The following is a 23,213-nucleotide window of genomic DNA, read 5'->3' as shown; positions in this document are numbered from 1 at the left end:
GGGTCGCCGGGGGTAGATGAGCGTGACCATACGCGAACCGGGTGGGGCACCGCAGTCACCGACCGTGATTGCGCCATGGATGTGCCGTTTTGTGCCGAGCGCCGAGGGGCGCGGGCGCACTGTGCGTACCGCCACAGAAGACGCGAGGCCGCGCGGGGGCCGACGGAACCTGGCAAAGTGGAGGGGGAACATTCCCGCCCCCACGGACGTTGAACACGTGGAACCGGCGCAAGGAGGGCAAGCGCATGACGTACGACCGGCTGGTGTGCGCGAACTGCGCGTCCCCCGTGAACGAGGGCCGCTGCCCCGTGTGCCGCGCGAACCGCGAGCGGCTGCAACAGGAGAACTTCCTGGCGGGCCTGAATCCGATGGCTCTGATCGCCCTGCTGACGGTGCTGATCGCCGCGGTGGCCCTGCTGGCACACCAGACCGCGTGACGGCGTAGACCTCAAGGACACGGCCGAGGGCCCGGAGCGTTCGCTCCGGGCCCTCGGTGTTGCGCTGGGCGCACGGTCCGTACGGACGTGGCTACCGTCAGGCGGCCGCGCCGCCGCGGCCGGTCACGAGGCGGGGCAGCAGACGGAAGCCGACACCGCCGGCGATCATCGTGGCGGCGCCGATCACCAGGAAGGTGGTCTGCGCGGCACCCGTCTCGGCGAGCTCCTGGCCATTGCCCTGGGCCTGGGCCTGCGAGGCCGGGGTGGAGTCCGAGCCGACCTCGGTGAGGGAGGAGGAGCCCTCCTCCTGCGGCGAGGTGCCGCCGTCGGGGTCGGCGTTGTTGCCGCCGCCGTTGCCGCCACCGCCACCGTTGCCGTTGCCGCCACCGGTGCCGTTCCCGTTGCCCGGGTCGGTCGGGTCCTCGGTCGGCTCCGTCGGCTCGTCGGTCGGCTCCGTCGGCTCGTCGGTGGGCTCGGGGTCCACCGTCGGCTCGGGGTCCGTGGGCGTGCCCGGGTCCGTCGGCGTGCCCGGGTCCGTGGGCGTACCCGGGTCGGTCGGGTTCGGGTCCGTGGGGATGCCGGGGTCGGTCGGGGCCGGGTCGGTCGGGGCGTCGTCGCCCGTGCTCACGCCGACACCGACACTGGTGTCGCCGAGGCCGACACTCACGCCCAGGTCGAGAGCGGATGCCGCACCGGCGGCGGTCAGCGAGGCACCGGCGGCGATCACGGCGCCGGCGGCTATCCGCGCGACACGAATCCGCGTCTTCTTCGTCATGTGGTTGCTACCCCCAGTAGCTCATCGTCATTAGGCAGCGCTCGGGGCTGTGCTCGACGGGGACGACTGCGATGAAAGGCACCCCGGTTCACATGCGCCCCAGAGACACGCATGCCGCGCTTTACCCTTCCCATTTTTCAAGAACACGTCAAGGCCGTTTACGGCCGCCATGTCCAACTACGGGGGCTATGCCGGGAGTCTGAGGGCGTGAGTGTGATGTAAAACCTGGACATGGAGTACGGAAAAGGCAACTGCCGCCCTGACGGCGGCAGTTGCCTTGTCGACAAACTTACTTCTCCTGCTGCTTGCGCCAGCGAATTCCGGCCTCGATGAAACCGTCGATCTCGCCGTTGAACACAGCCTCGGGGTTGCCGACCTCGAACTCGGTGCGCAGGTCCTTGACCATCTGGTACGGGTGCAGGACGTAGGAACGCATCTGGTTGCCCCAGGAGCTGCCGCCGTCCTTGAGGGCGTCCATCTTGGCCCGCTCCTCCTGACGCTGCCGCTCCAGCAGCTTCGCCTGCAGAACGTTCATGGCGGTCGCCTTGTTCTGGATCTGCGAGCGCTCGTTCTGGCAGGAGACGACGATGCCGGTGGGAAGGTGGGTCAACCGCACCGCGGAGTCGGTGGTGTTCACGCCCTGGCCGCCGGGGCCGGACGAGCGGTACACGTCCACGCGCAGTTCGGACTCGTCGATCTCGATGTGGTCGGTCTGCTCCACCACGGGCAGGATCTCGACGCCCGCGAAGGAGGTCTGCCGCCGGCCCTGGTTGTCGAAGGGCGAGATGCGCACGAGCCGGTGCGTGCCCTGCTCGACGGAGAGGGTGCCGTAGGCGTAGGGCGCCTGGACGGCGAAGGTGGTCGACTTGATGCCGGCCTCCTCCGCGTACGAGGTCTCGTAGATCTCGGTCTTGTAGCCGCGCTGCTCGGCCCAGCGCAGGTACATGCGCTGGAGCTTCTCGGCGAAGTCGGCGGCGTCGACGCCACCGGCCTCGGCACGGATGTTCACCAGCGCCTCACGGGAGTCGTACTCGCCGGAGAGGAGGGTGCGGACCTCCATCTCGTCCAGCGCCTTCTTCACGGCCGTGAGCTCGGACTCGGCCTCGGCGCGGGTGTCCGGGTCGTCCTCCTCCTCGGCCATCTCGAAGAGGACGCCCAGGTCGTCGATGCGACCGCGCAGGGCCTCGGCCTTGCGCACCTCGGCCTGGAGGTGGGACAGCTTGCTGGTGATCTTCTGCGCCTCATCGGGGTTGTCCCAGAGGGACGGCGCGGCCGCCTGCTCCTCGAGCACGGCGATGTCTGCCCTCATCTTGTCGAGGTCCAGAACGGCCTCGATCGACTCCATGGTCGAGGAGAGGGACTTGAGCTCTTCGGATACGTCGACGACTGCCACGCCCTCCAGCGTAACGGCTCCGCCCGGCGGCCAGCGCCGGGCGGCCGGAGCCGGCGGCTCAGGGGGTCTGCGGGGCCGAGTTCTGCGTGTCCTGGGGAGGTGCGCTCCCGTCGTCGTCCGACGTGGTCAGCCAGGCCCCGACGCCGATCGCCGCCGCGAGAGCGACCGCGCCCGCTCCCAGGGCCACCCGGCGGCGCCGGGTGGCGGCGCGGTTGCGGGCCGAGCCGGGGCGGGGGGCGCCCGCGGGGCGCGGGGCCCGGGCCGTGCCGTGGGCGCCGCCGGCCAGCTCGTCGGGGGCCGGGACGCGCATCGAGGTGTGGGTGTCCCGGTTGGAGTCGGTGGGCTTCGCGCCCGGCACCAGGGGGACCGCGCCCCGCCGCCTGACCCGCTCCCCGGCCGGCGCCGGCCCGGCGGGCTGCTCCTCGCGGTCCGACTCCTCCGCGGACTCGGTGTCCGGCTCGTCGACCTCCAGCGGGGGCATGCCCGCCAGCATCGGCAGCAGCTCCCGCAGCCGGACCCCGAGCTCCGAGGCCCGCAGCCGCGAGGCCGGGGCCTTGGCCAGGCACTGCACCAGCAGCTGCCACAGCTCGTCCGGGATGCCGGGCAGCGGGACGACCGTCTCCGTGACGTGCCGGCGCAGGACGGCGCCCGGGTGGCCGCCGCCGAACGGCGTGAAGCCCGCCAGCAGCTCGTAGAGGACCGTGGCGAGCGCGTAGATGTCGACGGAGGCGCGCGGGGGCAGGCCCTCGACGATCTCCGGGGCGAGGTAGTCCGGGGTGCCGATGATCTTCGTGGCCTTGGTGCGGCGCGGGGTGTCGATGAGCTTGGCCACGCCGAAGTCGGTCAGCAGCGCGCGGTGGGAGCCGCCGGGGCCCAGCGGGCCCTGCATGTCCAGGAGGACGTTCTCCGGCTTGACGTCCCGGTGCACGACTCCCGCGGCGTGCGCGGCCGCCAGTCCGTCGGCGATGTCGGCCGCGATGGCGACGGCCGCCTCGGGGGCCATGCGCCGGTCCCGGTCCAGGCGGGTGCGCAGGTCGGTGCCGCGGACGAGGTCCATGACCAGTGCCAGGTCGTTGCCGTCGACGACCAGGTCCCGCACCGACACCACGTGCGGGTGGTCCAGGCCGAGCAGGGCCGTGCGCTCCTGGACGAAGCGTCCGACGAGTTCCTGGTCGGACGCGAGGTCCTCGCGCAGCAGCTTGATGGCGACGGGGCCTTCGGGGCCCTCGCCCAGCCACACCGTGCCGGCGCTGCCCCGCCCGAGGATCTGGTGGGCGGTGTACCGGCTGCCGATCTTCCGTGCCAAGGCTGCTCCTACCGACGCGTGTTGTCGCTAAAACTACGCGTACGGAAGGCCAACCTTCACCGGGGAGGCGGAAATCACCCGCCAGGTGTCGACAAATCACCAACCCCGCAGGGCGGTTCCGGTCAGTTCGTGCCGGAACCGCTCCCGCCGATCTTCTCGAACCAGCCGGTCACGGTGTTGAACCAGTCGGTGAGCTGGTCCCAGTAACCCCTGGTAGTGCCGATCCACTCCTGGAGCGGGCTCAGTTCCCAGACCAGCCAGCCCGCGACGAACAGGATGACGATCGTGAAGAGGCAGCCCTTCAGGCAGCCGAGGCCGGGGATCCGCATCGGGTTGGCGCTGCGCTGCCGCGGCTGCCGGGGCTCGCGCTGCGGCTGCTGGGGCTGCTGCGGCTGGGGCGGGGGCGCGGGCGGGGCATAGCGCTGCGGCGGCTGGGGCCGCTGCGGCTGCGGGGCGTACTGCTGGGGCTGCTGCTGTTGCGGGTGGCCGTAGCCGGGCCCGGGCGGGGGCGCCTGGCGGCGCGGGGGCTGCTGGGGCCGGGCGACCTGGCGCTGGGGGCGGCGGCGCAGCGGGTCCTCGTTCGGGTCGAGGTACTGGACCTGCGTCTGCTCGTTGCGGTCGCGGGCCGCGCGCAGCTGGTTCTGCCAGGGGTGCGGGTCCTCGGGGCCGCCCTGCTGGTTCTGCTGACCGGGGTGGCCGGGCGAGCCCGGCGGGACCGGCGGCATGACGGCGGTCGGGTCGGCCGCGCCCCGGTGGTTCATGACGGCGGTGGGGTCGGCGGCGCCGGCCGGGCCGCCGGTGTGCGGCATGACGCTGGTCGCGGCGTTCGGGTCGTAGGCGCCGGCGCCCTGCGGGAGGACCTGGGTGGGGTCGGCCGAGCCGGGCGTGTCCGGCACCGGCGCGGGGGCCGGGTCGGGGGCGAGCAGCATGCCGACGCCCTCGGCGCGGCCGAGCCGGGCGTGTCCGGCACCGGCGCGGGGGCCGGGTCGGGGGCGAGCAGCATGCCGACGCCCTCGGCGGCGGCGATCTGCGCGGAGTTGGCGTGCACCCCGATGCCCTCGGCGACGACGCGCAGGCCGCGGGCGAGGTTCTCGGCGCTGGGGCGTTCGTCCGGGTTCTTGCGCAGGCAGCGCTCGATGACCGTCCACAGCGGGTCGGGGACCGTGGAGGGGCGGCGCGGCTCGGAGCTCAGGTGCTGGTGCAGCACCTCCAGGGCGGAGCCGCCGGAGAACGGCGGGCGGCCGGTGACCAGCTCGTACAGCAGGATGCCGGCGCCGTAGATGTCGACGGCGGAGGTCTGCGGGCGGCCCTCGGCGGACTCGGGCGCGACGTACGCGGGCGTGCCGACGAACTCCTGGGTGCGGGTCAGTCCCGGGGAGTCGGCCAGCCGGGCGATGCCGAAGTCGGTCAGCAGCGGGTGCATCTGTCCGTCGTACTGCTGGAGCAGGACGTTGGCCGGCTTGAGGTCGCGGTGGACGACGCCGTCGGCGTGGCTGGCGGCGAGGGCGTCGGCGATCTGGGCGGTGAGCAGGGCCGCGGCGACCGGGGTGAACGGTCCGTTCTCGCGCAGGTAGCGGTGCAGGTCCGGGCCGTCGACGAGATCCATGACCAGCGCCAGCAGCTCGCCCTCGACCACCAGGTCACGGACCCGGACGATGTTCGGGTGGGTCAGCCTGAGCAGGACGGACCGCTCGCGCAGGAACCGCATGACGATGTCCGGGTCGCCGGCCAGCTCCTCCTTGAGGACCTTGATCGCGACGGTCTCGCCGGGCTGCCCCGCCACGGCCGCCTCGGCGCCCGCCGTCTCGCGCTGGCGGGCTCGCCAGACGGTGCCCGTGGCGCCGCGTCCGAGCGGCTCCTCGAGCAGGTACTTGCTGCCTACCGGCCGCACGTCATGCGCTCCCTGGTGCTTGCCTTGCCTGCTGGCCTGTCCGACCCACTGTAGTGCCGGGGGGCCGGGGACCGGAGTGTCGTCTTTCTGTGGGTCTTACGTAGCGGCCCTCACACTCGTTCGAAGGAAAGACGCTCACCTCGGTCTCGTGGTTGCCGCCAGGGAACGTGAGTGATCCCAAGCGGTCGCCTGTGGGTCATCTCTCAGGCACTTTTGCGGGCAGAGCCGACCATTCAAGATCACCTTTTTCGGAGTGAGGGGCGCACTGTCAGTGGCAGGTGCGAGGATGCTGCCAGTACTGGCCGACGTGCTGGGGCGGGGTGGGGGACTCCGCGCCCGGGCAGAAGGGACCGCTGACGGCGATGCAGATCCGGCTGACCGTCGTAGATCCGCTGGGCCCGTCGGCGCCGGCGCGGGATCGCGCCCCGCGCAGCGACGTGCTGGTCACGGCACCCGCCGGTACGGCGCTCGCCGCGGTGGCCTCGGCGCTCGCCCAGGCGGTCTGCGGCGGTGACGGCTCGGGCACGCCCGTGCTGTTCGCCGGGGAGCAGCGGCTGGACGCCCAGCGCTGCACGCTCGGCGAGCCGCCGCTGACCGATGGTGCCGTGCTGTCCGTGGGCGCGCCGGGCGAGCCGGAGCCGCATCCGGAGCTGGAGGGCGCCCCGGCCCAGTTGCAGGTCGTGGCCGGGCCCGACGCCGGCGGTGTCCATCTGCTGCACGGCGGCGAGATCCGCATCGGCCGCTCCGCGGACGCCGACGTACCGCTCGACGACCCGGACGTCTCCCGGCTGCACTGCGCGGTGACGGTGAGCGCGGACGGCCGCGTCGCGGTCGCCGACCTGGACTCCACGAACGGCACGACGGTGAGCGGTGCGCGGGTGGGCGGCCGGGCGGTCCCCTTCGTGCCGGGTGCGCTGCTGCGGATCGGCGAGTCGGCCCTGCGGCTGGCTCCCGCCGGGGGGCCGGGGGCCCGGGTGGAGACGACTCCGGACGGGGAGGGGCACGTGCGCGTGGCCGGGCCAGCGGAGGCATCCGCGCCCGGTGAGGCGACTGCGGGAGCGGCCGGGCCCACGGGCTCCACGCACCACGCCCACGGCTCGGCTGCCTGGGGCACCCCGGCCGCTTCCGGGCACGGTTCCGCTGATCCGGCCGTGGTGCCGGGGCAGGGCGGGGCGCCGTGGATCGAGGGCGCGGGTGCGGACTCCGGGCCGGAAGCGGTGCGGACCGGGAGCGGAGGTGAGGGCTCGGGGCCCAAGGCGCCGCGCAGGGAGGGCGGCGGAGCGGGCTCGGGGTCGCTGAGGGCCGAGGGCGGCGGAGCGGGCTCGGGGTCGCTGAGGGTCGAGGGCGGTGGCCCGAGGCCGGAAGCACCGCAGGAGCGAGGACACGGCCACGGGGCCCACACCGCGGACAGCGGGGGCGAAGCCCGCTCGGGGGGCCATGGGAGCGAGGTGACGCCCCGTTGCGCCGACGGCGAGGCCCGACCGGGACACCGGAACGAGACGCCGCCTCCCAGTGCCGCAGGCACCGCCCGGGCCGCAGGCACCGCCCAGGCCGCAGGCACCGCCCAGGCCGCAGGCACCGCCCAGGCCGCAGGACATCACAACAAGGTCCCGCCCTCGGGCGCCCGCGGCGAAGCACGGCCGATACGCCGCGATGACGTCCCGCCCCCGGGGGCCGGCGGCGAAGCCCGTTCCGGGCGGCACCGGAGCGAGATGCCGCACACCAGCGCCGGGGGCGCTGCCCACGCCGGGGACGGTTGGAGTGAGGTGCCGCCCGGGGGCACCGGGGGTGAGGCGCGGCGGCAGACGGCCGGTGGTGGCGCACGGTCGGGGTCCGCCGGGTCCGGACGGACGTTCCCGGAGGCTCACGGAACCCGCCCCGGTTCGCCGGAAGACACGCTCCGGACCACCCGGCAGCGCGATACGGCCCCGGGTTCGCCGCCCCCGGCTCAGCCCGACCCCGGGCGCCGACGCGATGCGGGCCGGCCGTCGAGCGGCGCCGGGGACACGCACGCGGGTCGTTCCGGGGCCGGGGCGTTCGGTGACATGGCCCCGGACCGCGCCGGACCGGCGTACGGCGCCGACGCCGGTGTCGGCGCCACAGACGGAAGCGGTCACCACCCCTGGCACCCGGACCCCGGCACCGACGACCCGGCCCTCGCCGACCAGCATGCCGGTCGTGGGCGCAAGGGCACTCCCCTCCGCGGCACCGACATGCCCCAGCAGACCCGCAGGCGTGGCGGGCTCGGGGCGTGGGCCCGGCGGCTGACCGGCGGGCGCGGCGAGCAGGCGGCGGAACCACGCGAGACGTACGAGGACGAACCGGCCGCGGTGGTGGCCGCGGAGCACCACCCGGTCGTCGTGCCGGCCGCCCCGGAGACCTGGCCGGACCCGGCCACGCTGCTGCTCACGGCCCTCGGTCCCGGGCCCCGGCTGTGGGAGCGCGGCCCCGGCCACCCGGAGGCCCTCGCGGTGCGCCTCGGTACGGCCGACCGGGCGGCACCGGACGGCTCGGGCCTGCTGCCCGCCGTGCCCGTGACCGCCGGACTGCGCGAGGTCGGCGCCCTGGGCCTGGCCGGGCCGCGGGCGCGGCTGACCGGGCTGGCCCGTGCCGTCCTGGCCCAGCTCACCGCCCTGCACTCCCCCGACACGCTGGAGATCGTCCTGATCGCCGCGGACCGCTCCCGTGCCCTGGAGGAACGCACCGCCGAGTGGTCCTGGCTGGGCTGGCTGCCGCACGTGCGCCCGGGGCACGGGCAGGACTGCCGGCTGCTCCTGGCGCACGACCGCGAGCAGGCCGCCGCCCGCGTCGACGAGCTGACCCGCCGTCTGGAGGACCAGCTGGCGGACGCGGGGGTCGCAGGTCCGCCGACGAGTGCCTCGGCGAGCGGCGGCTCACAGTCGACCGGCGCCCCGCCCCCGCACCACACCGTCCCGGCTCCCCGCCGCCCCTCCTGGGCCCTGGGCGACAGCGCCGGCAGCGGCACGGCAGGCGGTTTCCCCGGCCCGTACACCGTCGTGGTCGTCGACGGCGATCCCGGCGGTGCCGACCTGCGCGGAGCCCTCGCGCGGCTGGCACTGGAGGGGCCCGGGGCCGGGATCCACGTCGTCTGCCTGGCCGAGACGGCCGCCGCCTCCCCGGCCTCGCCGGTGACGGACACGTACGAGGCGGCCTGTTCGGTGGCGCCGGCCTTCCGGCAGTGCGGCGCGGTCGCGCTGCTCAGCGGGGATGTGGCGACGGCCCTGCGGCTGGTGCGCGTGGCCCGTACCGGCGGCGACGGCTCGTCGGCCGGGCCGGTCGGGCACGGCACGGTCGCCACCGTCGACGCCGTCTCCGCCGCCTGGGCCGAGCGGTTCGCGCGGGCGCTGGCGCCGCTGCGGACGGACGGCCCGGCGAGCGAGCGCCAGCCGCGGGTCTCCGCACCGCTGCCGCAGGCGGCGCGGCTGCTGGACGAGCTGGGCCTGGCTCGCGCCACCCCGGCGTCGCTGATGGCCCGCTGGGCGGACGCGGCCGACGACGCGGAGGCGCTGGGCGGACGCGTGCGCGCGGTGCTGGGCGCCGGGCCGCGTGGCCCGGTCGGCGCCGACCTCGCCGCCCAGGGGCCGCATCTGCTGATCGAGGGCCCGCCGGGCAGCGGCCGTACGGAGCTGCTGCGGTCGATCGTCGCGTCCCTGGCCGCAGCCGAGCGGCCGGACCGCCTCGGCATCGTGCTGGTCGACGGCCGGGGCGGCCCGGGCGCGGGCGGCGGCAACGGCGAGGGACTGCAGGTGTGTACGGACGTTCCGCATGTCACCACGTTGCTCATGGCCCACGACCCGGTCCGCATGCGGGAGTTCGCGCAGTCCCTGAGCGCCGAGCTGAAGCGGCGCGCCGAGCTGCTCGGGCGGTCCGGCTTCGCCGAGTGGCACACCGGCCGCGAGCTGTCGGGCCGGATGGTGGCGCAGCGCACGGCGACGGCCCGGGGCGGTGCCCAGGCCGACGCGGCCGGCGCGGGAGGGGCCGGCGACCTCGACTCGCCGTCCAGCTCCACCATGCGGCTGCGGCCCGGTGCGGCCCGGCGGCAGACGGACGTGGCCGCGCCCCCGCTGCCCCGGCTCGTCGTGGTCGTCGACGACCTGGACGCGCTGGTCGCCCCGGCGCTCGGCTCGACCGGGCGGCCCGCGGCCGGGTCGGTGATGCGTGCGCTAGAGGCGGTGGCCCGGGACGGCGAGCGGCTCGGCGTCCATCTGGTGGCGGCCACCGGCCCGTGCGCCCGTACGGCGGAGACGGAACCGGCGCGCCGGGCCACCCTGCGCGTCGCGCTCGACGCCCCGGCCCCAGGACCGGAGGAGCCCGCGCCCGGCCGGGGCAGGCTGACCGGCGCGGACGGGCGGGTCACCCCGTTCCAGGGCGGCCGGGTCACCGGCCGGATCCCGCGGACGGCGACGCTGCGTCCCACCGTCATACCCCTGGAATGGCACCGCATGGGTGACCCTCCGGCCCGGCGTCCGGTGCGGGAACTCGGAAACGGCCCGACCGACCTGGCACTGTTGGCCAGCGCGCTGGAAAGGGCGGCACGGGAGGTCGCGGCTGCGAAGGTGCCGTCGCTCCTGTGAGCGGGGAGGACCTTCGGCCCCGCTCACGTCATGGAACCGCGTCCCTGGTCACGAGGGAGTCACGATCCCCCGCTTGACAGCCGACGCCATCTTGCCGCCCCCGCACACCCGGGCGTAGACCAGATCGCACGGGAGCGCGCTCGACGTTCGACGAGGAACGAAGAAGCGGGGCAGTCATGCGCATGACGAGCAGCACCATCCGGACACGCTGGTCGCCCGAGCGGGACACGGCGACCCCCCAGAGCCGCAGAGCCGTCAAGGCCGCGGCCGCCGTCGCGGCGGGAGCCCTCGCGCTCTCGCTCAGTGCCTGTGGAAGCAGCGACAACGACAGCGGTGGAAGCACGGGCGAGACCACGGACACCGCGAACAACGTCACCCTTCCCAAGTTGGACGGGACGAGCCTGGAGGTCGCCGCCGTGTGGAGCGGCACCGAACAGGCCAACTTCAAGAAGGTCCTGCAGGAGTTCGAGAAGCGCACGGGCGCCAAGGTCACGTTCGTGCCCGCACAGGACCCCATCATCAACTTCATCGGTTCGAAGGTGGCCGGCGGGCAGCCGCCGGACATCGCGATGCTGCCGCAGCCCGGCGCCATCAAGCAGGCCGTCGACAAGGGCTGGGCCACACAGCTGGGCTCCGACACCGTCAAGGAGCTCGGCGAGAACTACTCGCAGGGCTGGCAGGACATCGGCAAGGTGAACGGCAAGCCGTACGGCGTCTACTACAAGGCCGCCAACAAGTCCCTGATCTGGTACAACAACCAGGTCTTCGAGAACGCGGGGGCCAGTGAGCCCGAGACCTGGCCGGACCTGCTCAACACCGCGCAGACGGTCTCCGACTCCGGCGTCACCCCGTTCTCCATCGGCGGGGCCGAGGGCTGGACGCTGACCGACTGGTTCGAGAACGTCTACCTCTCCCAGGCCGGCCCGGAGAAGTACGACCAGCTGGCCAAGCACGAGATCAAGTGGACGGACCCGTCCGTGAAGGACGCGCTGACCACCCTCGCGCAGGTCTGGGGCAAGCCCGACTGGATCGCGGGCGGGGCGAACGGGGCGTTGCAGACCGACTTCCCGGCGTCCGTCACGCAGGTCTTCACCGGCGGGGACCAGCCCAAGGCGGCCATGGTCGCGGCGGGGGACTTCGCGCAGGTCAACATCCCCTCCAGCATGAAGATCGGGACGGACGCGAAGGTGTTCCCGTTCCCGGCCGTGGGTGACCAGGGCCCGGTGGTCTCGGGCGGCGACGCGGCCGTGATCCTTCAGGACTCGAAGGGCTCGCAGGCCCTGGCGACCTGGCTCGCCTCGCCCGACGCGGCGCAGATCCAGGCCAAGCTGGGCGGCTACCTCTCGCCGAACAAGAACGTGCCGAACTCCGCGTACCCGAACGCGGTGCAGCAGAAGATCGCCAAGGCGCTCATCGACGCCGGTGACGACTTCCGCTTCGACATGTCCGACCAGGCCCCGCAGGCCTTCGGCGGTACGCCCGGCAAGGGCGAGTGGAAGATCCTTCAGGACTTCCTGAAGAACCCGAAGGACATCGCGGGGACGCAGGCGAAGCTGGAGGCCGAAGCAGCCGCGGCGTACGGGAACTGACGTCATGACGTCGGTTTCGGCGGCAGGGGGCACCAAGCCCCCTGCCGCTCCCAAGTCGCGCAAGAGTGTGACCGGTACCCGCAGGACCGTCGCGGCGCTGTTCCTGCTGCCCGCGCTCGTCCTGCTCGGCGCGCTCGTGGTGTACCCGATCGGGTACTCGGTCGTGCGCAGCTTCTACGACCAGTCCGGTGACGGCTTCGCCGGAATAGACAACTACAAGGCCCTCTTCACCGACGAGGGCATCCGCACCGCGCTGAAGAACAACATCATCTGGGTGGTGTTCGCGCCGACGATCGCGACCGCGCTCGGCCTGATCTTCGCGGTGCTGACCGAACGGGTGCGCTGGGGTACGGCGTTCAAGCTGGTCGTCTTCATGCCGATGGCGATCTCGATGCTGGCGGCGGGCATCATCTTCCGCCTGGTGTACGACCAGGACCCGGACAAGGGCGTCGCGAACGCGGTGTGGGTGGGCGTGCACGACACGTTCGCCCAGGCCTCGGCGTTCCCGAAGGCCCACCCGGGCCGCGAGTCGCCGCTGAAGCCGGCCGGCGGGGGCGCGTTCATCACCACGTCGCCCGTCCGCACGGGCGAGGCGGTCTCGCTGCCCCTGGTGGGTGTGGCGCCCGATCAGATGCCCGACGGCGCGAAGGCCGCAGTGGCGCCGAAGCCCGAGCCGGACAAGGTCACGGGCACGACCTGGCAGGACTTCACACGCGGCAAGGGCGTCGGCGCACTCAACCGCGTCGACCCGTCCGAACTGGGCTATGCCGGCATGCGGGTCGAGGCGGTGAAGGACGGCAAGGTCGTGGCGTCGACGACGGCCGCGGGCGACGGCACCTTCACACTGCCCGCCTCGGCCGACGGGGCCCGGCTCCGGCTCCCGGCGAACAACTTCAAGGAACCGTACAACGGCCTGGACTGGCTCGGCCCGTCCCTGGTCACCCCGGCCATCATCGGCTCGTACATCTGGATGTGGGCGGGCTTCGCGATGGTGCTGATCGCGGCCGGCCTCGCGAGCGTGCCCCGGGAGCTGCTGGAGGCGGCCCGGGTCGACGGCGCGAGCGAGTGGCAGGTGTTCAGACGCGTCACGGTGCCGCTGCTGGCGCCGGTCCTCGCGGTCGTCGCCGTCACCCTGATGATCAACGTGCTGAAGATCTTCGACCTGGTCTTCATCATCGCTCCGGGCTCCTCGCAGGACGACGCGAACGTCCTCGCCCTGGAGCTGTACCGCAAGGGCTTCTCCGAGGACCAGCCGGGCATCGCCAGCGCCATCTCGGTGTTCCTGCTGCTGCTGGTCATCCCGGTGATGTGGTTCAACGTGCGTCGGCTCAGGCGGGAGGTGCGGCGATGAAAGCGGCCCGGTCCTCCCCCGGCCGGGGGTCCGGGGGTCGTCCCCCGGGAAGGCACAGTACCGTGCGTCGGCTCAGGCGGGAGGTGCGGCGATGAAGGCCAAGCAGTCGCTGGGATCGCGGCTCGCCGAGGGGGTCGGCGGCGGGCTGCTGCGGGTGTTCCTCATCGTCGTCGGACTGTTCTGGCTGGTGCCGACCATCGGGCTGCTGGTGTCCAGCCTCCGCGCGCCCGAGGACATCGCGGCGAGCGGCTGGTGGAAGGTGTTCACCGAGCCCTCGCAGATCACCTTCGACAGCTACTCGAAGCTGCTGCAGAACGAGGACATCACCAGCTCCCTGCTGAACACGGTGTGGATCACGGTACCGGCGACCCTGCTGGTCGTGGTCATCGGCTCGCTCGCGGGCTACGCCTTCGCCTGGATGGAGTTCCCCGGCCGGGACTGGTGGTTCCTGGGCGTGGTCGGCCTGCTGGTCGTACCCGTGCAGGTGGCGCTGATCCCGATCGCCGAACTCTTCGGCAAGATCGGCATCTTCGGCTCGGTGCTCGGCGTGGTGCTCTTCCACGTCGGCTTCGGACTGCCGTTCGCGGTGTTCCTGCTGCGGAACTTCTTCGCGGAGATCCCGAGGGAGCTGCTGGAGGCGGCACGCCTGGACGGGGCGGGTGAACTGCGCCTGTTCTTCCGTGTCGTGATGCCGCTCGGCGCCCCGGCGATCGCGGCCCTCGGCATCTTCCAGTTCCTGTGGGTGTGGAACGACCTGCTGGTCGCGCTGATCTTCTCGGACTCCGGGAGCCAGCCGATCACGGTCGCATTGCAGACCCAGGTACGGCAGTTCGGCAACAACATCGACGTGCTGGCACCCGGCGCGTTCATCTCGATGGTGATCCCGCTGGCCGTCTTCTTCGCGTTCCAGCGGCAGTTCGTGTCCGGCGTGATGGCGGGCGCGGTCAAGTAGCGATCAGAGCACGGTAGTCGAAGGGGTGGGCCGGGGGCGGCCCGCCCCTTCCGCGTTCCCCCGGATGCCGTAGCGACCGTAACCAAGTCGGCCCATCGGCCGTTCCCGGGCCGAACGCCCGCGCCGACCGATGGATGGCCTCTTGCCCAGGTTCAGTGTCATTGTCCCCGCGTACCAGGTTCAGGCGTACCTGCACGAGTGCCTCGAATCGGTGCTCTCCCAGTCCTGTCCCGATCTGGAACTGATCGTCGTCGACGACTGCTCGCCGGACGCGTGCGGCGCGATCATCGACGAGTTCGCCGCTCGCGACACGCGCGTACGCCCCGTCCACCTGCCGGAGAACGTGGGCCTGGGCCGCGCGAGAAACGCCGGTGTGGCGCACGCGAACGGCGACTACCTGCTGTTCCTGGACAGCGACGACACCCTCACGCCCGACGCGTTGCGGTCGATCGCCGACCGGCTGAAGGAGACGGGCGAGCCGGACGTGCTGGTCTTCGACTACGCGCGCACCTACTGGACGGGGGAGGCGATCCGCAACCAGGCGGCCCTGCATCTGACCGAGCAGGGCCCGGCGCCGTTCCGCCTGGAGGACCGGCCGGGGCTGCTGCGGCTGCTGATGGTCGCCTGGAACAAGGCCTACCGGCGGGAGTTCGTCGAGAAGGGGGGTTTCGTCTTCCCGCCCGGCGTCTACGAGGACACGCCCTGGACGTACCCGGTGCTGATGACCGCCGAGTCGATCGCGACCCTCGACCGGGTCTGTGTGCACTACCGGCAGCGACGGCAGGGCAGCATCCTGCGCACCACCAGCGAGCGGCACTTCGACGTCTTCGAGCAGTACGACCGGGTCTTCGCGTATCTCGACGAGCGCCCCGAACTGGACCGGTGGCGGCCGGTGTTGTTCCGCCGCATGGTGCACCACCTGGCGATCGTGTACTCCCGGCGGGACCGGCTGCCCCGGGGCTCACGCGCGGACTTCCTGCGCCGGGCCCGCGCCCACTACCGCCGCTACCGCACTCCCGGCGTCCCCGGGCCGATGCGCTGCCGGATCCACCACGTCCTGATCCGCTTCGGCCTGCACCGCACCTACCGCACCCTCCAGCTGGCGTCGGCCCTGCGCCGCGCCACCGCCCGGACCACCGGGAAGCTGCTGCGGGGCCTGCGGTCGGCCGCCCTCAGGACGCACTACCGGGTGCAGCGCTGCCTGCCGCTGCGCGCCGACCGCGCCGTCTTCGCCGCCTACGACGGCCGCGGCCACGGCTGCAACCCGGGCGCGCTGGAGGCCGCGTTCCGCGACCTCGCGCCGCACGTCCGCACGGCGTGGATCGCCCACCGCGAGCACCACCACACGATCCCGCCCGGGCCGCGCCGCATCGTCCCCGGTACGGCCGCCTACTGGACGGCGCTCGCCCGCTCCCGCTACCTGGTCAGCAACACCGGCTTCGACGACCGGCTGGCCAAGCGCCGGGGCCAGGTCCTGATCCAGACCGGGCACGGCACCCCGCTCGGCCACATCGGCCTCGACCTCCAGGAGCGCCCCGCGGCGGCCCGCGGCCGTGACTTCGCACGGCTGCTGAAGGACGTCGACCGGTGGGACTACGTGCTGTCCGCCAACCGCCACACCACCCTGACGAACGAGCGCGTCCACCCCGGCCGCTACACCACGCTGGAGTACGGCTACCCCCGCAACGACGTGTTCCGGACGTCGACCCCGGCGGACGTGGCCCGGCTGCGCGCCTCGCTGGGCATCCCGCGGGGCGCGGTGGCGATCCTGTACGCGCCGACCCACCGCGACTACCGCCGCTCCCAGCGCCGCCCCCTCGACCTCCATCGGATCGTGCGCCGCCTCGGCCCGCGTTTCGTCGTCCTGGCCCGCGCCCACCACGCCTACGACACCGCGCTGACCCGCACCTGCGGCCGGGTCGTCGACGTCTCCGGCCACCCGAGCATCGAGTCGCTGTGCCTGGCGTCGGACGCCCTGGTCACGGACTACTCGTCGCTGATGTTCGACTACGCCAACCTGGACCGGCCGATCGTCGTCCACGCCGACGACTGGGAGGCGTACGACGCGGCCCGCGGCACCTACTTCGACCTGCGCGAGGTCCCGCCGGGCGCGGTCGCCCGCGGCGAGGACGAACTGATCGACATCTTCGCCACCGGCCACTGGCGCGGCTCCCGCTCGACCCAGCTGCGGGCGGCGTTCCGCGAGCGGTTCTGCACCTACGACGACGGGCGGGCCGCCGAGCGGGTGGTGCGCCGGGTCGTGCTCGGGGAGTCGGAGCTGCCGCCGGTCGTGCCGCTCGGCAAGCGCCGCCCGGTGCCCTCGGCGGCGGCCTCGCTGACACGTGAGCCGCTCACCACGGTGCCGTTGCCGGCAGGTCCCCACGCCGTCACCGACAGCCTCTGACCACGGTTCGCACCCGGGGAATCCGCATGCCCTCCAGCCCGTCGCGGCCGACGCCGTCCCGGCCGTCCTCCTGGCGCCCGTCGGGGCGTCCGGGACGACCGCGACCCGTGTGACCCCGCCCCGCCCCGCCCCGACAGATCCGCCTCCCGACAGAAAGAGCCACATGCCCCGCTTCAGCATCGTCGTCCCGTCCCATGGGGTCGCGGGCCGGCTGTCCCTGGCGCTGGACTCCGTCCTCGCCCAGTCGTTCGGCGACTTCGAGCTGATCCCGGTGTGCGACGCGCCCGACGCACCGGCGGCGGACGTCGTCGCCGGATACGCCGAGCGGGACTCCCGGGTGACGCCGGTGCACTCGCCGCCGTCGGACGGGCTGGCCGGGGCGCGCAACACCGGGCTGCGGGCGGCCGTGGGCGGCCATGTGCTGTTCCTCGACGGCGACGACGTCCTGGTCCCGGGCGCGCTGGCGGCACTGGACGCCCGGCTGGAGGAGACCGGCGAGGTGGACGTCCTGTATGTCGAGCACGAGCGCACCCCCTGGTGGGAGGGCGAGCCGACCAACCCTGCCGCGCCCCTGCTGGCCAGGACGCCGGACGGGGCCTTCCCCCCGGACCGGGCCCCGCGGCTGACGGGCGTGGCGCTCCCCGCGTGGAGCGCGCTCTACCGGCGGGCCTTCCTCGTCGAGCAGAACCTCGCCTTCCCCGGGGAGCACTACACCGACATCGGCTTCGGCGGGCTGGTCACCCTGCGGGCGGAGCGGGTGGCGGTGCTGCGCGCGGTCGTCGTCCGGCACCTGCTGCGCCGGCAGGGCAACCGGCTCGCTCTGCCGGGCGAGCACCACACCGAACTGCTCGACCAGTGCGAGCTGGTGCTGGCGCGGGCCGCGGAGCAGGGGCTTTCGGTGGAGCGGCTGTCGCCGCTGTTCGAGCAGCTCTTCGCCGCCGTACTGAAGACGGCCGCCCACCCCCGGCGGCTGACGTCCGGACGCCGGGACTTCTTCCGGCGGGCGAGCGCGCTCTACCGGCGGCACCGCCCGGCCGGTCACCGGACGCCCGGCGGCAGCCTCGGCGTCCAGCACCGGCTGCTCGCCTCCGGGTCGTACCCGGCGTTCCGCGCCCTGCGCGCCGCCAACCGGACGGCGTCCCGGGCCGCCGCGCTGCTCCCCCGCCCACGGGGACTGCGCACCCGGCTGCGCTACGCGCTCGGCCTGCGCCTCCCCCTCGACAAGAACCTCGTCGTGTACTGCGCGTACTGGGGGCGCGGCTACGTCTGCAACCCGGCCGCGATCCACGCCAAGGCCCGCGCACTCGCGCCGCACCTGCGCGCGGTGTTCCTGGTGGAGCCGGACGCGGTGGGCAGCGTGCCGCCGGACGTGGAGTACGCGGTGATCGGCAGCCGGAAGTACTGGCAGGTGCTCGCCCGCGCGAAGTACCTGGTCAACAACGCCAACTTCGCGGACGCCGTGGTCAAGCGCCCCGGCAGCGTCCACCTCCAGACCCAGCACGGCACCCCGCTGAAGACGATGGGCGCCGACCAGGCGACGTACCCCGTGGTGGCCGCGGCGACCGGCAGCATCGCCAGGCTGCTGGCCCGGGTGGACCGCTGGGACTACAACCTGACCTCCAACCGGCACTCCACCGAGATGTGGGAGCGGGCGTTCCCGAGCACGCACGAGACGCTCGAGTTCGGCTATCCGCGCAACGACGTGTACTGCACGGCGTCCGCCGAGGACGTGGCCCGCGTCCGCAAGGAACTGGGCGTCCCCGACGGCAAGAAGGCCCTGCTGTACGCGCCCACCCACCGCGACTACGCCACCGGTTTCGAGACGGCCCTGGACCTCGCGGAGTTCTGCGAGGCGATCGGCGACGAGTACGTGGTGCTGCTGCGCGCCCACTACTTCTACGACCAGGGGCCGAGCAGGGGCGGCGGGCGGATCATCGACGTCACCGGGCACCGCTCGTCGGAGGACGTGTGCCTGGCCGCGGACGCGCTGATCACGGACTACTCGTCGATCATGTTCGACTACGCCAACCTGGACCGGCCGATCGTCGTGTACGCCGACGACTGGGACGTCTACCGGGAGACCCGGGGCGTCTACTTCGACCTGATGGAGCTCCCGCCCGGCCGGGTCGCGCAGACGCCCGAGGAGCTGGCGGCCGTCTTCCGCGACGGCTCCTGGGCGGACGAGTCCGCCGCGTCCCTGCGGGCCGTGTTCCGTGAGCGCTTCTGCCAGTTCGACGACGGGCGGGCCGCCGAGCGCGTGGTGCGCAGGGTGCTGCTGGGTGAGCCGCCCGAGTCGATCCCGCCCGTGGTCCCGCTCGCGGAGCGCGTCCCGGCCCCCGCCGCCACCCTCGTGAGGAGCTGACCGAAGAAGTGCCCCGCTTCAGCATCATCGTCCCCGTCTACAAGGTGCAGGGCTTCCTGCGCGAGTGTCTCGACTCGGTGCTAGGCCAGTCCTACGGCGACTTCGAGGTGATCGCCGTGGACGACCGCTCGCCCGACGGCAGCGGGGCGATCCTCGACGAGTACGCCGCCCGCGACGACCGGCTGCGGGTGCTGCACCTGCCGGAGAACGTGGGCCTCGGCGGGGCCCGTAACGCGGGCCTCGCGCAGGCGGCCGGCGACTACGTGCTGTTCCTGGACAGCGACGACGCCTACACGCCGGGCCTGCTGGCCGCCGTCGCCGCCCGGCTGGCGGCGACCGGCGACCCGGACATCCTGGTCTTCGACCATGTGCGCACCCACTGGTGGGGACGGGGCGGGCGCAGCGAGGCGGCGGACCTCCTGGCCGCGGCGGGCTTGGAGACGTTCGGCATCCGGCAGAGCCCGCAGTATCTGAATCTCTTCCTGGTCGCCTGGAACAAGGCCTACCGGCGGTCGTTCTTCCAGGAGCACGGCCTTCGGTACGCGGCGGGGCTGTACGAGGACGCGCCGGTCACCTACCGGTCGATGGTGCTGGCCGAGCGCATCGCCTGCCTGGACCGGATCGGCGTGGAGTACCGCCAGCGCCGGCAGGGCGCGATCACCAAGACGCCCGGGCGCCGGCACTTCGACATCTTCGCGCAGTACGAGGGCCTGTTCGCGTTCCTGGAGCAGCGCCCCGACCTCGACTGGGCGCGGCCGCTGCTGCTGGAACGGGCCCTGGACCACATGCTGTTCGTGCTGGCCCGCGAGGACCGGGTGCGGCCCGCCGACCGGGGCGACTTCTACCGAGAGATCCGCTCCTTCCACCGCCGTCACCTCCCCGAGGGCGGCTTCCCCCTGCCGGACGGCTGGCGCGGGGCGGAGATGCGGCTGCTGGCCTCGGCGCCCTACGCGTCGTACGCGGCGGCGCGCGGGCTGCGGGACCTGCGCGCTGCCGCCCTGGGCGGGCAGCGGAGGGTGGCGAAGAGGGCGTCGGAGACGGCCCTGCGCGGCTGGTACGCGGCCCAGTCGAAGCGCCCCCTCGACCCGCACCTCGCCGTCTACTCCGCGACCCACCACCGTGGCGTGACCGGTGACCCGGCCGCGATCCACGAGAAGGCGCGCGAGCTCGCCCCGCACATCCGGGGCGTGTGGGTGGTCCGGGAGGACGCGGTGGACGCGCTGCCGTCCGGCGTCGACCATGTGACGCCGGGTTCGCGGCGCTACCACGAGGTCATGGCGCGGGCCACGTACTGGGTGAACAACGTCAACTGGCCCGGCACCGTGGCCAAGCGGCCGGGCAGCGTCCACATCCACACCCACCAGGGCAGCCCGCTGAAGTACATGGGCGCCGACCTGCTGGCCAAGCCGGGCGCCCGGCACGGCTTCGACGTGCCGCAGATGCTGCGCCGGGCGGACCGCTGGGACTACAGCCTGGTCGCGGGGCTGCATGCGGAGCGGGCCTGGGAGCGGGCGTACCCGTGCCACTTCACCTCGCTGCGGACCGGCAGCCCGCGCAACGACGTGCTGGTCGGCGCGGAGCCCGGGCGGGGCCGGGAGGTGCGCGAGCGGCTCGGCATCCCCGCCGACCACACGGTCGTGCTGTACGCGCCGACCCGGCGCGACTACCGGCGGGGCGGCCATGTCGACCGCTTCGACCTCGCCCGCTTCGCCGCGGACCTGGGCCCCGGGCACACGCTGGTCGTCCGTCTGCACCCCACGCTCGCGGTGGGCGTCGCGCGGGGCCTCGGCCTGTCCGACCTGCACCGGCGGGGCGTGCTGGTGGACGCGACCGACGAGCCGCACGTCGAGGACGTGATGCTCGCCTCCGACGTGCTGGTCACCGACTACTCCGCCCTGATGTTCGACTACGCCCTGCTGGACCGGCCGATCGTCGTCCACGCCGACGACTGGGGGGCGTTCGCGGCGAGCCGGGGCGCCTACTTCGACATCACGGCCGACGCTCCGGGCCATGTGTCGCGCTCGTACCGGGAGCTGGCCTGGCTGTTCGCGTCCGGCACCTGGCAGGACGCGGAGGCGGCGCGGCTGCGCTCCGGTTTCCGGGAGCGGTACTGCGAGTTCGAGGACGGGCGGGCCGCCGAGCGGGTCGTCCGGCTGCTGATGCTCGGCGAGCGGGGCGGGGCGCTGCTGCCCGCGGCCCGCCGGACCGAGGGTGTCCGCATCCGACCCGAGGCACTGATCGAGAGATGAGAACTCCCGCGACCCCCGAGGCCGCCCCCTCCCTGCCCGGCCAGCGGGCCTCCTCGACCCGGCCGCCCGCCGTCGCCGAGCGGCTGCGGCCGGTGCGGTGGTGGCACGCCGCCCTCGTCGCCGTGCCCACCGCGGCCCTGTTCGTGCTGGGCTACCGGCGCCGCTGGATCTGCGACGACGGGCTCATCTACCTGCGTCCGGTCCGGCAGATCCTGGCGGGCAACGGGCCGGTGTTCAACGTCGGGGAACGGGCGGAGAGTGCGACGGGCACCCTCTGGCAGTGGCTGCTCGCGCTCGCCACCTGGGTCACCGGCGAGGACCCGGCGTTCCTCGCGGTCGGACTGGGGCTGCTGCTGAGCACCGCCGGGTTCGCGTTCGCCCTGCTCGCCACGTGCCGGCTGCACCGGGGCGGCGGGCTGCTGCTGCCGGCCGGGGTGTTCGTGCTGCTGGCCGTGCCGCCGTTCTGGTCGTACATGACGTCGGGCCTGGAGAGCGGCCTCGGCGCCTTCTGGACCGGCCTGTCGTGGTGGCTGCTGACACGGACCCGGCGCGGCCGGGAAGCCCGGGGGACGTGCACGGCCGCCTTCGTGTTCGGGCTGGGTCCGCTGGTCCGGCCCGATCTCGCGGTGGTCACGGCGTGCTTCCTGGCCGCCCAGTGGTGGGTGCTGCGCCCCTCCCGGCGGGGCACGGCGGCGATGCTGGCGTCGGCGGGGGCGGTGCCGCTGGCGTACGAGGTCTTCCGGGCCGGGTACTACGGGATCCTGGTGCCGCTGCCCGCCATCGCCAAGGAGGCGAGTGCCAGCGACTGGAGCCGGGGCGCCGGGTACGTGCAGGAGACGCTCGGGCCGTACTGGCTGTGGCCGGTCGTGCCGGTGCTCGGGGCGCTGGCCGCCTTGCTGGTCCGGCGCACCCGCCGGGAGCAGCGGGGCCGCGTCCCGGGGCGGGCCTCGCTCGCGGTGCTGCTGGCGCCGCTCGCGGCCGGTCTGCTGCTGGCCGGGTACGTCGTGCGCGTCGGCGGCGACTACATGCACGCCCGCATGATCCTCCCCGCGCTTGTGCTGCTGCTCCTGCCCGTGCTGGTCGTGCCCGCCACCAGGGTCACCGGCGCCGCTGTCGTGCTGCTGGCGGTGTGGCTGTGCGCGGCGGTCAGCCCGCTGCGGGCACCGTTCGACGTGCGCAGCACGCCCGGGTCGTTCAACGTGCGCAGTTCCGACGTCGACGGTCTCCGCGACCACAACCCGGTGCGCACCGCCACCTGGGTGGCCAACTGGCCCGCCCTGCCGGAGGGGCGCGCCATGCTGGCCCGGGCGGAGCGCGCGCCCGGGCCGACGCTGCTCTACTTCGACGCCGGGCGGCGGCTGCACGCCACGCCGATGCGCGCGGACGCCCCGTACCGGGTGGTGATCGTGGGCCGTCACCTCGGAGTGACGGGAGCGGCGGCGCCGCTGGACGCCTACGTCAACGACGCCTGGGGGCTGGCCAGCCCGATCGGCGCGCACCTGGCGCTGGAGCGGTGGAGCTGGCCGGGGCACGAGAAGTTCCTGCGCAACTACTGGATCTTCGCCGAGTGGGCGGCCGAGCACCCGCCGCAGCGCGACCTGCTGCGGGCCGGGGCCGCACGGGAGACGGTCCTGGCGGCCCGGGCCGCGCTGGGCTGCGGCGACCTGGCCGAGCTGCGGGAGTCGGTGCGCGCGCCGCTCACCGCCGAGCGGTTCTGGCGCAACCTCACCGGGTCGGTCGAGCGGACGCGGTTCCGCTTCGCGCGCTGGCCGGCGGCGGCGCAGCGGGCGCTGTGCGACGGACCGTCGGCAGGTGGGGGTAGTCGTCTCACCCGATGAAGTGATCCGGGGTCAGGGCATGCGTAGGGCGGGAACATTCGGCGCATGCCCCAGACCCCCTTCACCCTCCG

Annotated in this window: 12 protein-coding genes and 1 pseudogene; 9 read left to right on the top strand and 4 right to left on the bottom strand. The window is 73.7% G+C overall.

The genetic code is table 11. The features are described from left to right. Nucleotides 1–245 precede the first annotated feature (245 nt). Nucleotides 246–437 carry a hypothetical protein gene (locus FDO69_RS38955; protein ID WP_030837676.1) on the top strand — a complete coding sequence of 64 codons (192 nt, stop codon included), beginning with the start codon at nucleotides 246–248 and terminating at the stop codon, nucleotides 435–437. A 97-nt stretch (nucleotides 438–534) separates the two neighbouring features. Here FDO69_RS38955 and FDO69_RS38950 read toward each other — a convergent pair whose 3' ends face one another. The 4 genes and pseudogenes from FDO69_RS38950 to FDO69_RS38935 all read right to left on the bottom strand — a co-directional run bounded on the left by FDO69_RS38950 (nucleotide 535) and on the right by FDO69_RS38935 (nucleotide 5,802). After that, a complete protein-coding gene (locus FDO69_RS38950) occupies nucleotides 535–1,212 on the bottom strand; it encodes a hypothetical protein (RefSeq protein ID WP_104788479.1) in 678 nt (225 codons plus the stop codon). 289 nt (nucleotides 1,213–1,501) lie between these two features. After that, nucleotides 1,502–2,605 (bottom strand): peptide chain release factor 2, encoded by a 1,104-nt coding sequence (gene prfB, locus FDO69_RS38945; protein ID WP_031108357.1) that lies wholly within the window; start codon nucleotides 2,603–2,605, stop codon nucleotides 1,502–1,504. Between the two features lie 58 nt (nucleotides 2,606–2,663). After that, on the bottom strand, nucleotides 2,664–3,911 hold the full coding sequence (locus tag FDO69_RS38940) for a serine/threonine-protein kinase (RefSeq protein ID WP_104788476.1): 1,248 nt from the start codon (nucleotides 3,909–3,911) through the stop codon (nucleotides 2,664–2,666). 122 nt (nucleotides 3,912–4,033) lie between these two features. Further along, nucleotides 4,034–5,802, bottom strand: a pseudogene (locus tag FDO69_RS38935) (serine/threonine-protein kinase). Between the two features lie 362 nt (nucleotides 5,803–6,164). On the opposite strand from FDO69_RS38935, the gene FDO69_RS38930 reads away from it, so the two are divergent. From FDO69_RS38930 to FDO69_RS38895, 8 genes are all read left to right on the top strand, one after another. Continuing rightward, nucleotides 6,165–10,397, top strand: a complete 4,233-nt coding sequence (locus tag FDO69_RS38930; RefSeq protein ID WP_104788505.1) for an FtsK/SpoIIIE domain-containing protein — start codon at nucleotides 6,165–6,167, stop codon at nucleotides 10,395–10,397. A 176-nt stretch (nucleotides 10,398–10,573) separates the two neighbouring features. Next, a complete protein-coding gene (locus FDO69_RS38925) occupies nucleotides 10,574–11,986 on the top strand; it encodes an ABC transporter substrate-binding protein (RefSeq protein WP_104788471.1) in 1,413 nt (470 codons plus the stop codon). Between the two features lie 4 nt (nucleotides 11,987–11,990). Then, a complete protein-coding gene (locus FDO69_RS38920) occupies nucleotides 11,991–13,337 on the top strand; it encodes a carbohydrate ABC transporter permease (RefSeq protein ID WP_170321010.1) in 1,347 nt (448 codons plus the stop codon). 91 nt (nucleotides 13,338–13,428) lie between these two features. Next, the gene (locus FDO69_RS38915; protein ID WP_104788466.1) at nucleotides 13,429–14,289 is read left to right on the top strand and encodes a carbohydrate ABC transporter permease; all 861 of its coding nucleotides are present in this window, start codon (nucleotides 13,429–13,431) and stop codon (nucleotides 14,287–14,289) included. Nucleotides 14,290–14,431: 142 nt separating this feature from the next. After that, the gene (locus FDO69_RS38910; protein ID WP_104788463.1) at nucleotides 14,432–16,693 is read left to right on the top strand and encodes a bifunctional glycosyltransferase/CDP-glycerol:glycerophosphate glycerophosphotransferase; all 2,262 of its coding nucleotides are present in this window, start codon (nucleotides 14,432–14,434) and stop codon (nucleotides 16,691–16,693) included. A 163-nt stretch (nucleotides 16,694–16,856) separates the two neighbouring features. Beyond that, nucleotides 16,857–19,055 (top strand): bifunctional glycosyltransferase/CDP-glycerol:glycerophosphate glycerophosphotransferase, encoded by a 2,199-nt coding sequence (locus tag FDO69_RS38905; RefSeq protein ID WP_104788460.1) that lies wholly within the window; start codon nucleotides 16,857–16,859, stop codon nucleotides 19,053–19,055. A gap of 8 nt (nucleotides 19,056–19,063) precedes the next feature. Then, entirely contained in the window at nucleotides 19,064–21,304 is a 2,241-nt protein-coding gene (locus FDO69_RS38900; RefSeq protein WP_104788457.1) for a bifunctional glycosyltransferase/CDP-glycerol:glycerophosphate glycerophosphotransferase, read from the top strand. Beyond that, complete coding sequence (locus FDO69_RS38895) at nucleotides 21,301–23,142, top strand: arabinofuranosyltransferase AftB family protein (RefSeq protein ID WP_104788455.1); 1,842 nt, start codon at nucleotides 21,301–21,303, stop codon at nucleotides 23,140–23,142. Before FDO69_RS38900 ends, FDO69_RS38895 begins: the two co-directional genes overlap by 4 nt. Nucleotides 23,143–23,213 lie beyond the last annotated feature (71 nt).

The sequence above is a fragment of the Streptomyces tibetensis genome (genome assembly GCF_007655005.1).
In the GTDB taxonomy this organism is placed as follows: domain Bacteria; phylum Actinomycetota; class Actinomycetes; order Streptomycetales; family Streptomycetaceae; genus Streptomyces; species Streptomyces tibetensis.
Note: the sequence above shows the minus strand (reverse complement) of the source record. Positions and strands in the feature narration are given on the sequence as shown.

Excerpts from the sequence above, each read along its gene's own strand:
- FDO69_RS38925 (WP_104788471.1), top strand. The coding sequence starts at position 10,574 with ATGCGCATGACGAGCAGCACCATCCGGACACGCTGGTCGCCCGAGCGG.
- FDO69_RS38895 (WP_104788455.1), top strand. The coding sequence starts at position 21,301 with ATGAGAACTCCCGCGACCCCCGAGGCCGCCCCCTCCCTGCCCGGCCAG.
- FDO69_RS38950 (WP_104788479.1), bottom strand. The coding sequence starts at position 1,212 with ATGACGAAGAAGACGCGGATTCGTGTCGCGCGGATAGCCGCCGGCGCC.
- FDO69_RS38905 (WP_104788460.1), top strand. The coding sequence starts at position 16,857 with ATGCCCCGCTTCAGCATCGTCGTCCCGTCCCATGGGGTCGCGGGCCGG.
- FDO69_RS38920 (WP_170321010.1), top strand. The coding sequence starts at position 11,991 with ATGACGTCGGTTTCGGCGGCAGGGGGCACCAAGCCCCCTGCCGCTCCC.
- FDO69_RS38915 (WP_104788466.1), top strand. The coding sequence starts at position 13,429 with ATGAAGGCCAAGCAGTCGCTGGGATCGCGGCTCGCCGAGGGGGTCGGC.
- FDO69_RS38955 (WP_030837676.1), top strand. The coding sequence starts at position 246 with ATGACGTACGACCGGCTGGTGTGCGCGAACTGCGCGTCCCCCGTGAAC.
- FDO69_RS38930 (WP_104788505.1), top strand. The coding sequence starts at position 6,165 with ATGCAGATCCGGCTGACCGTCGTAGATCCGCTGGGCCCGTCGGCGCCG.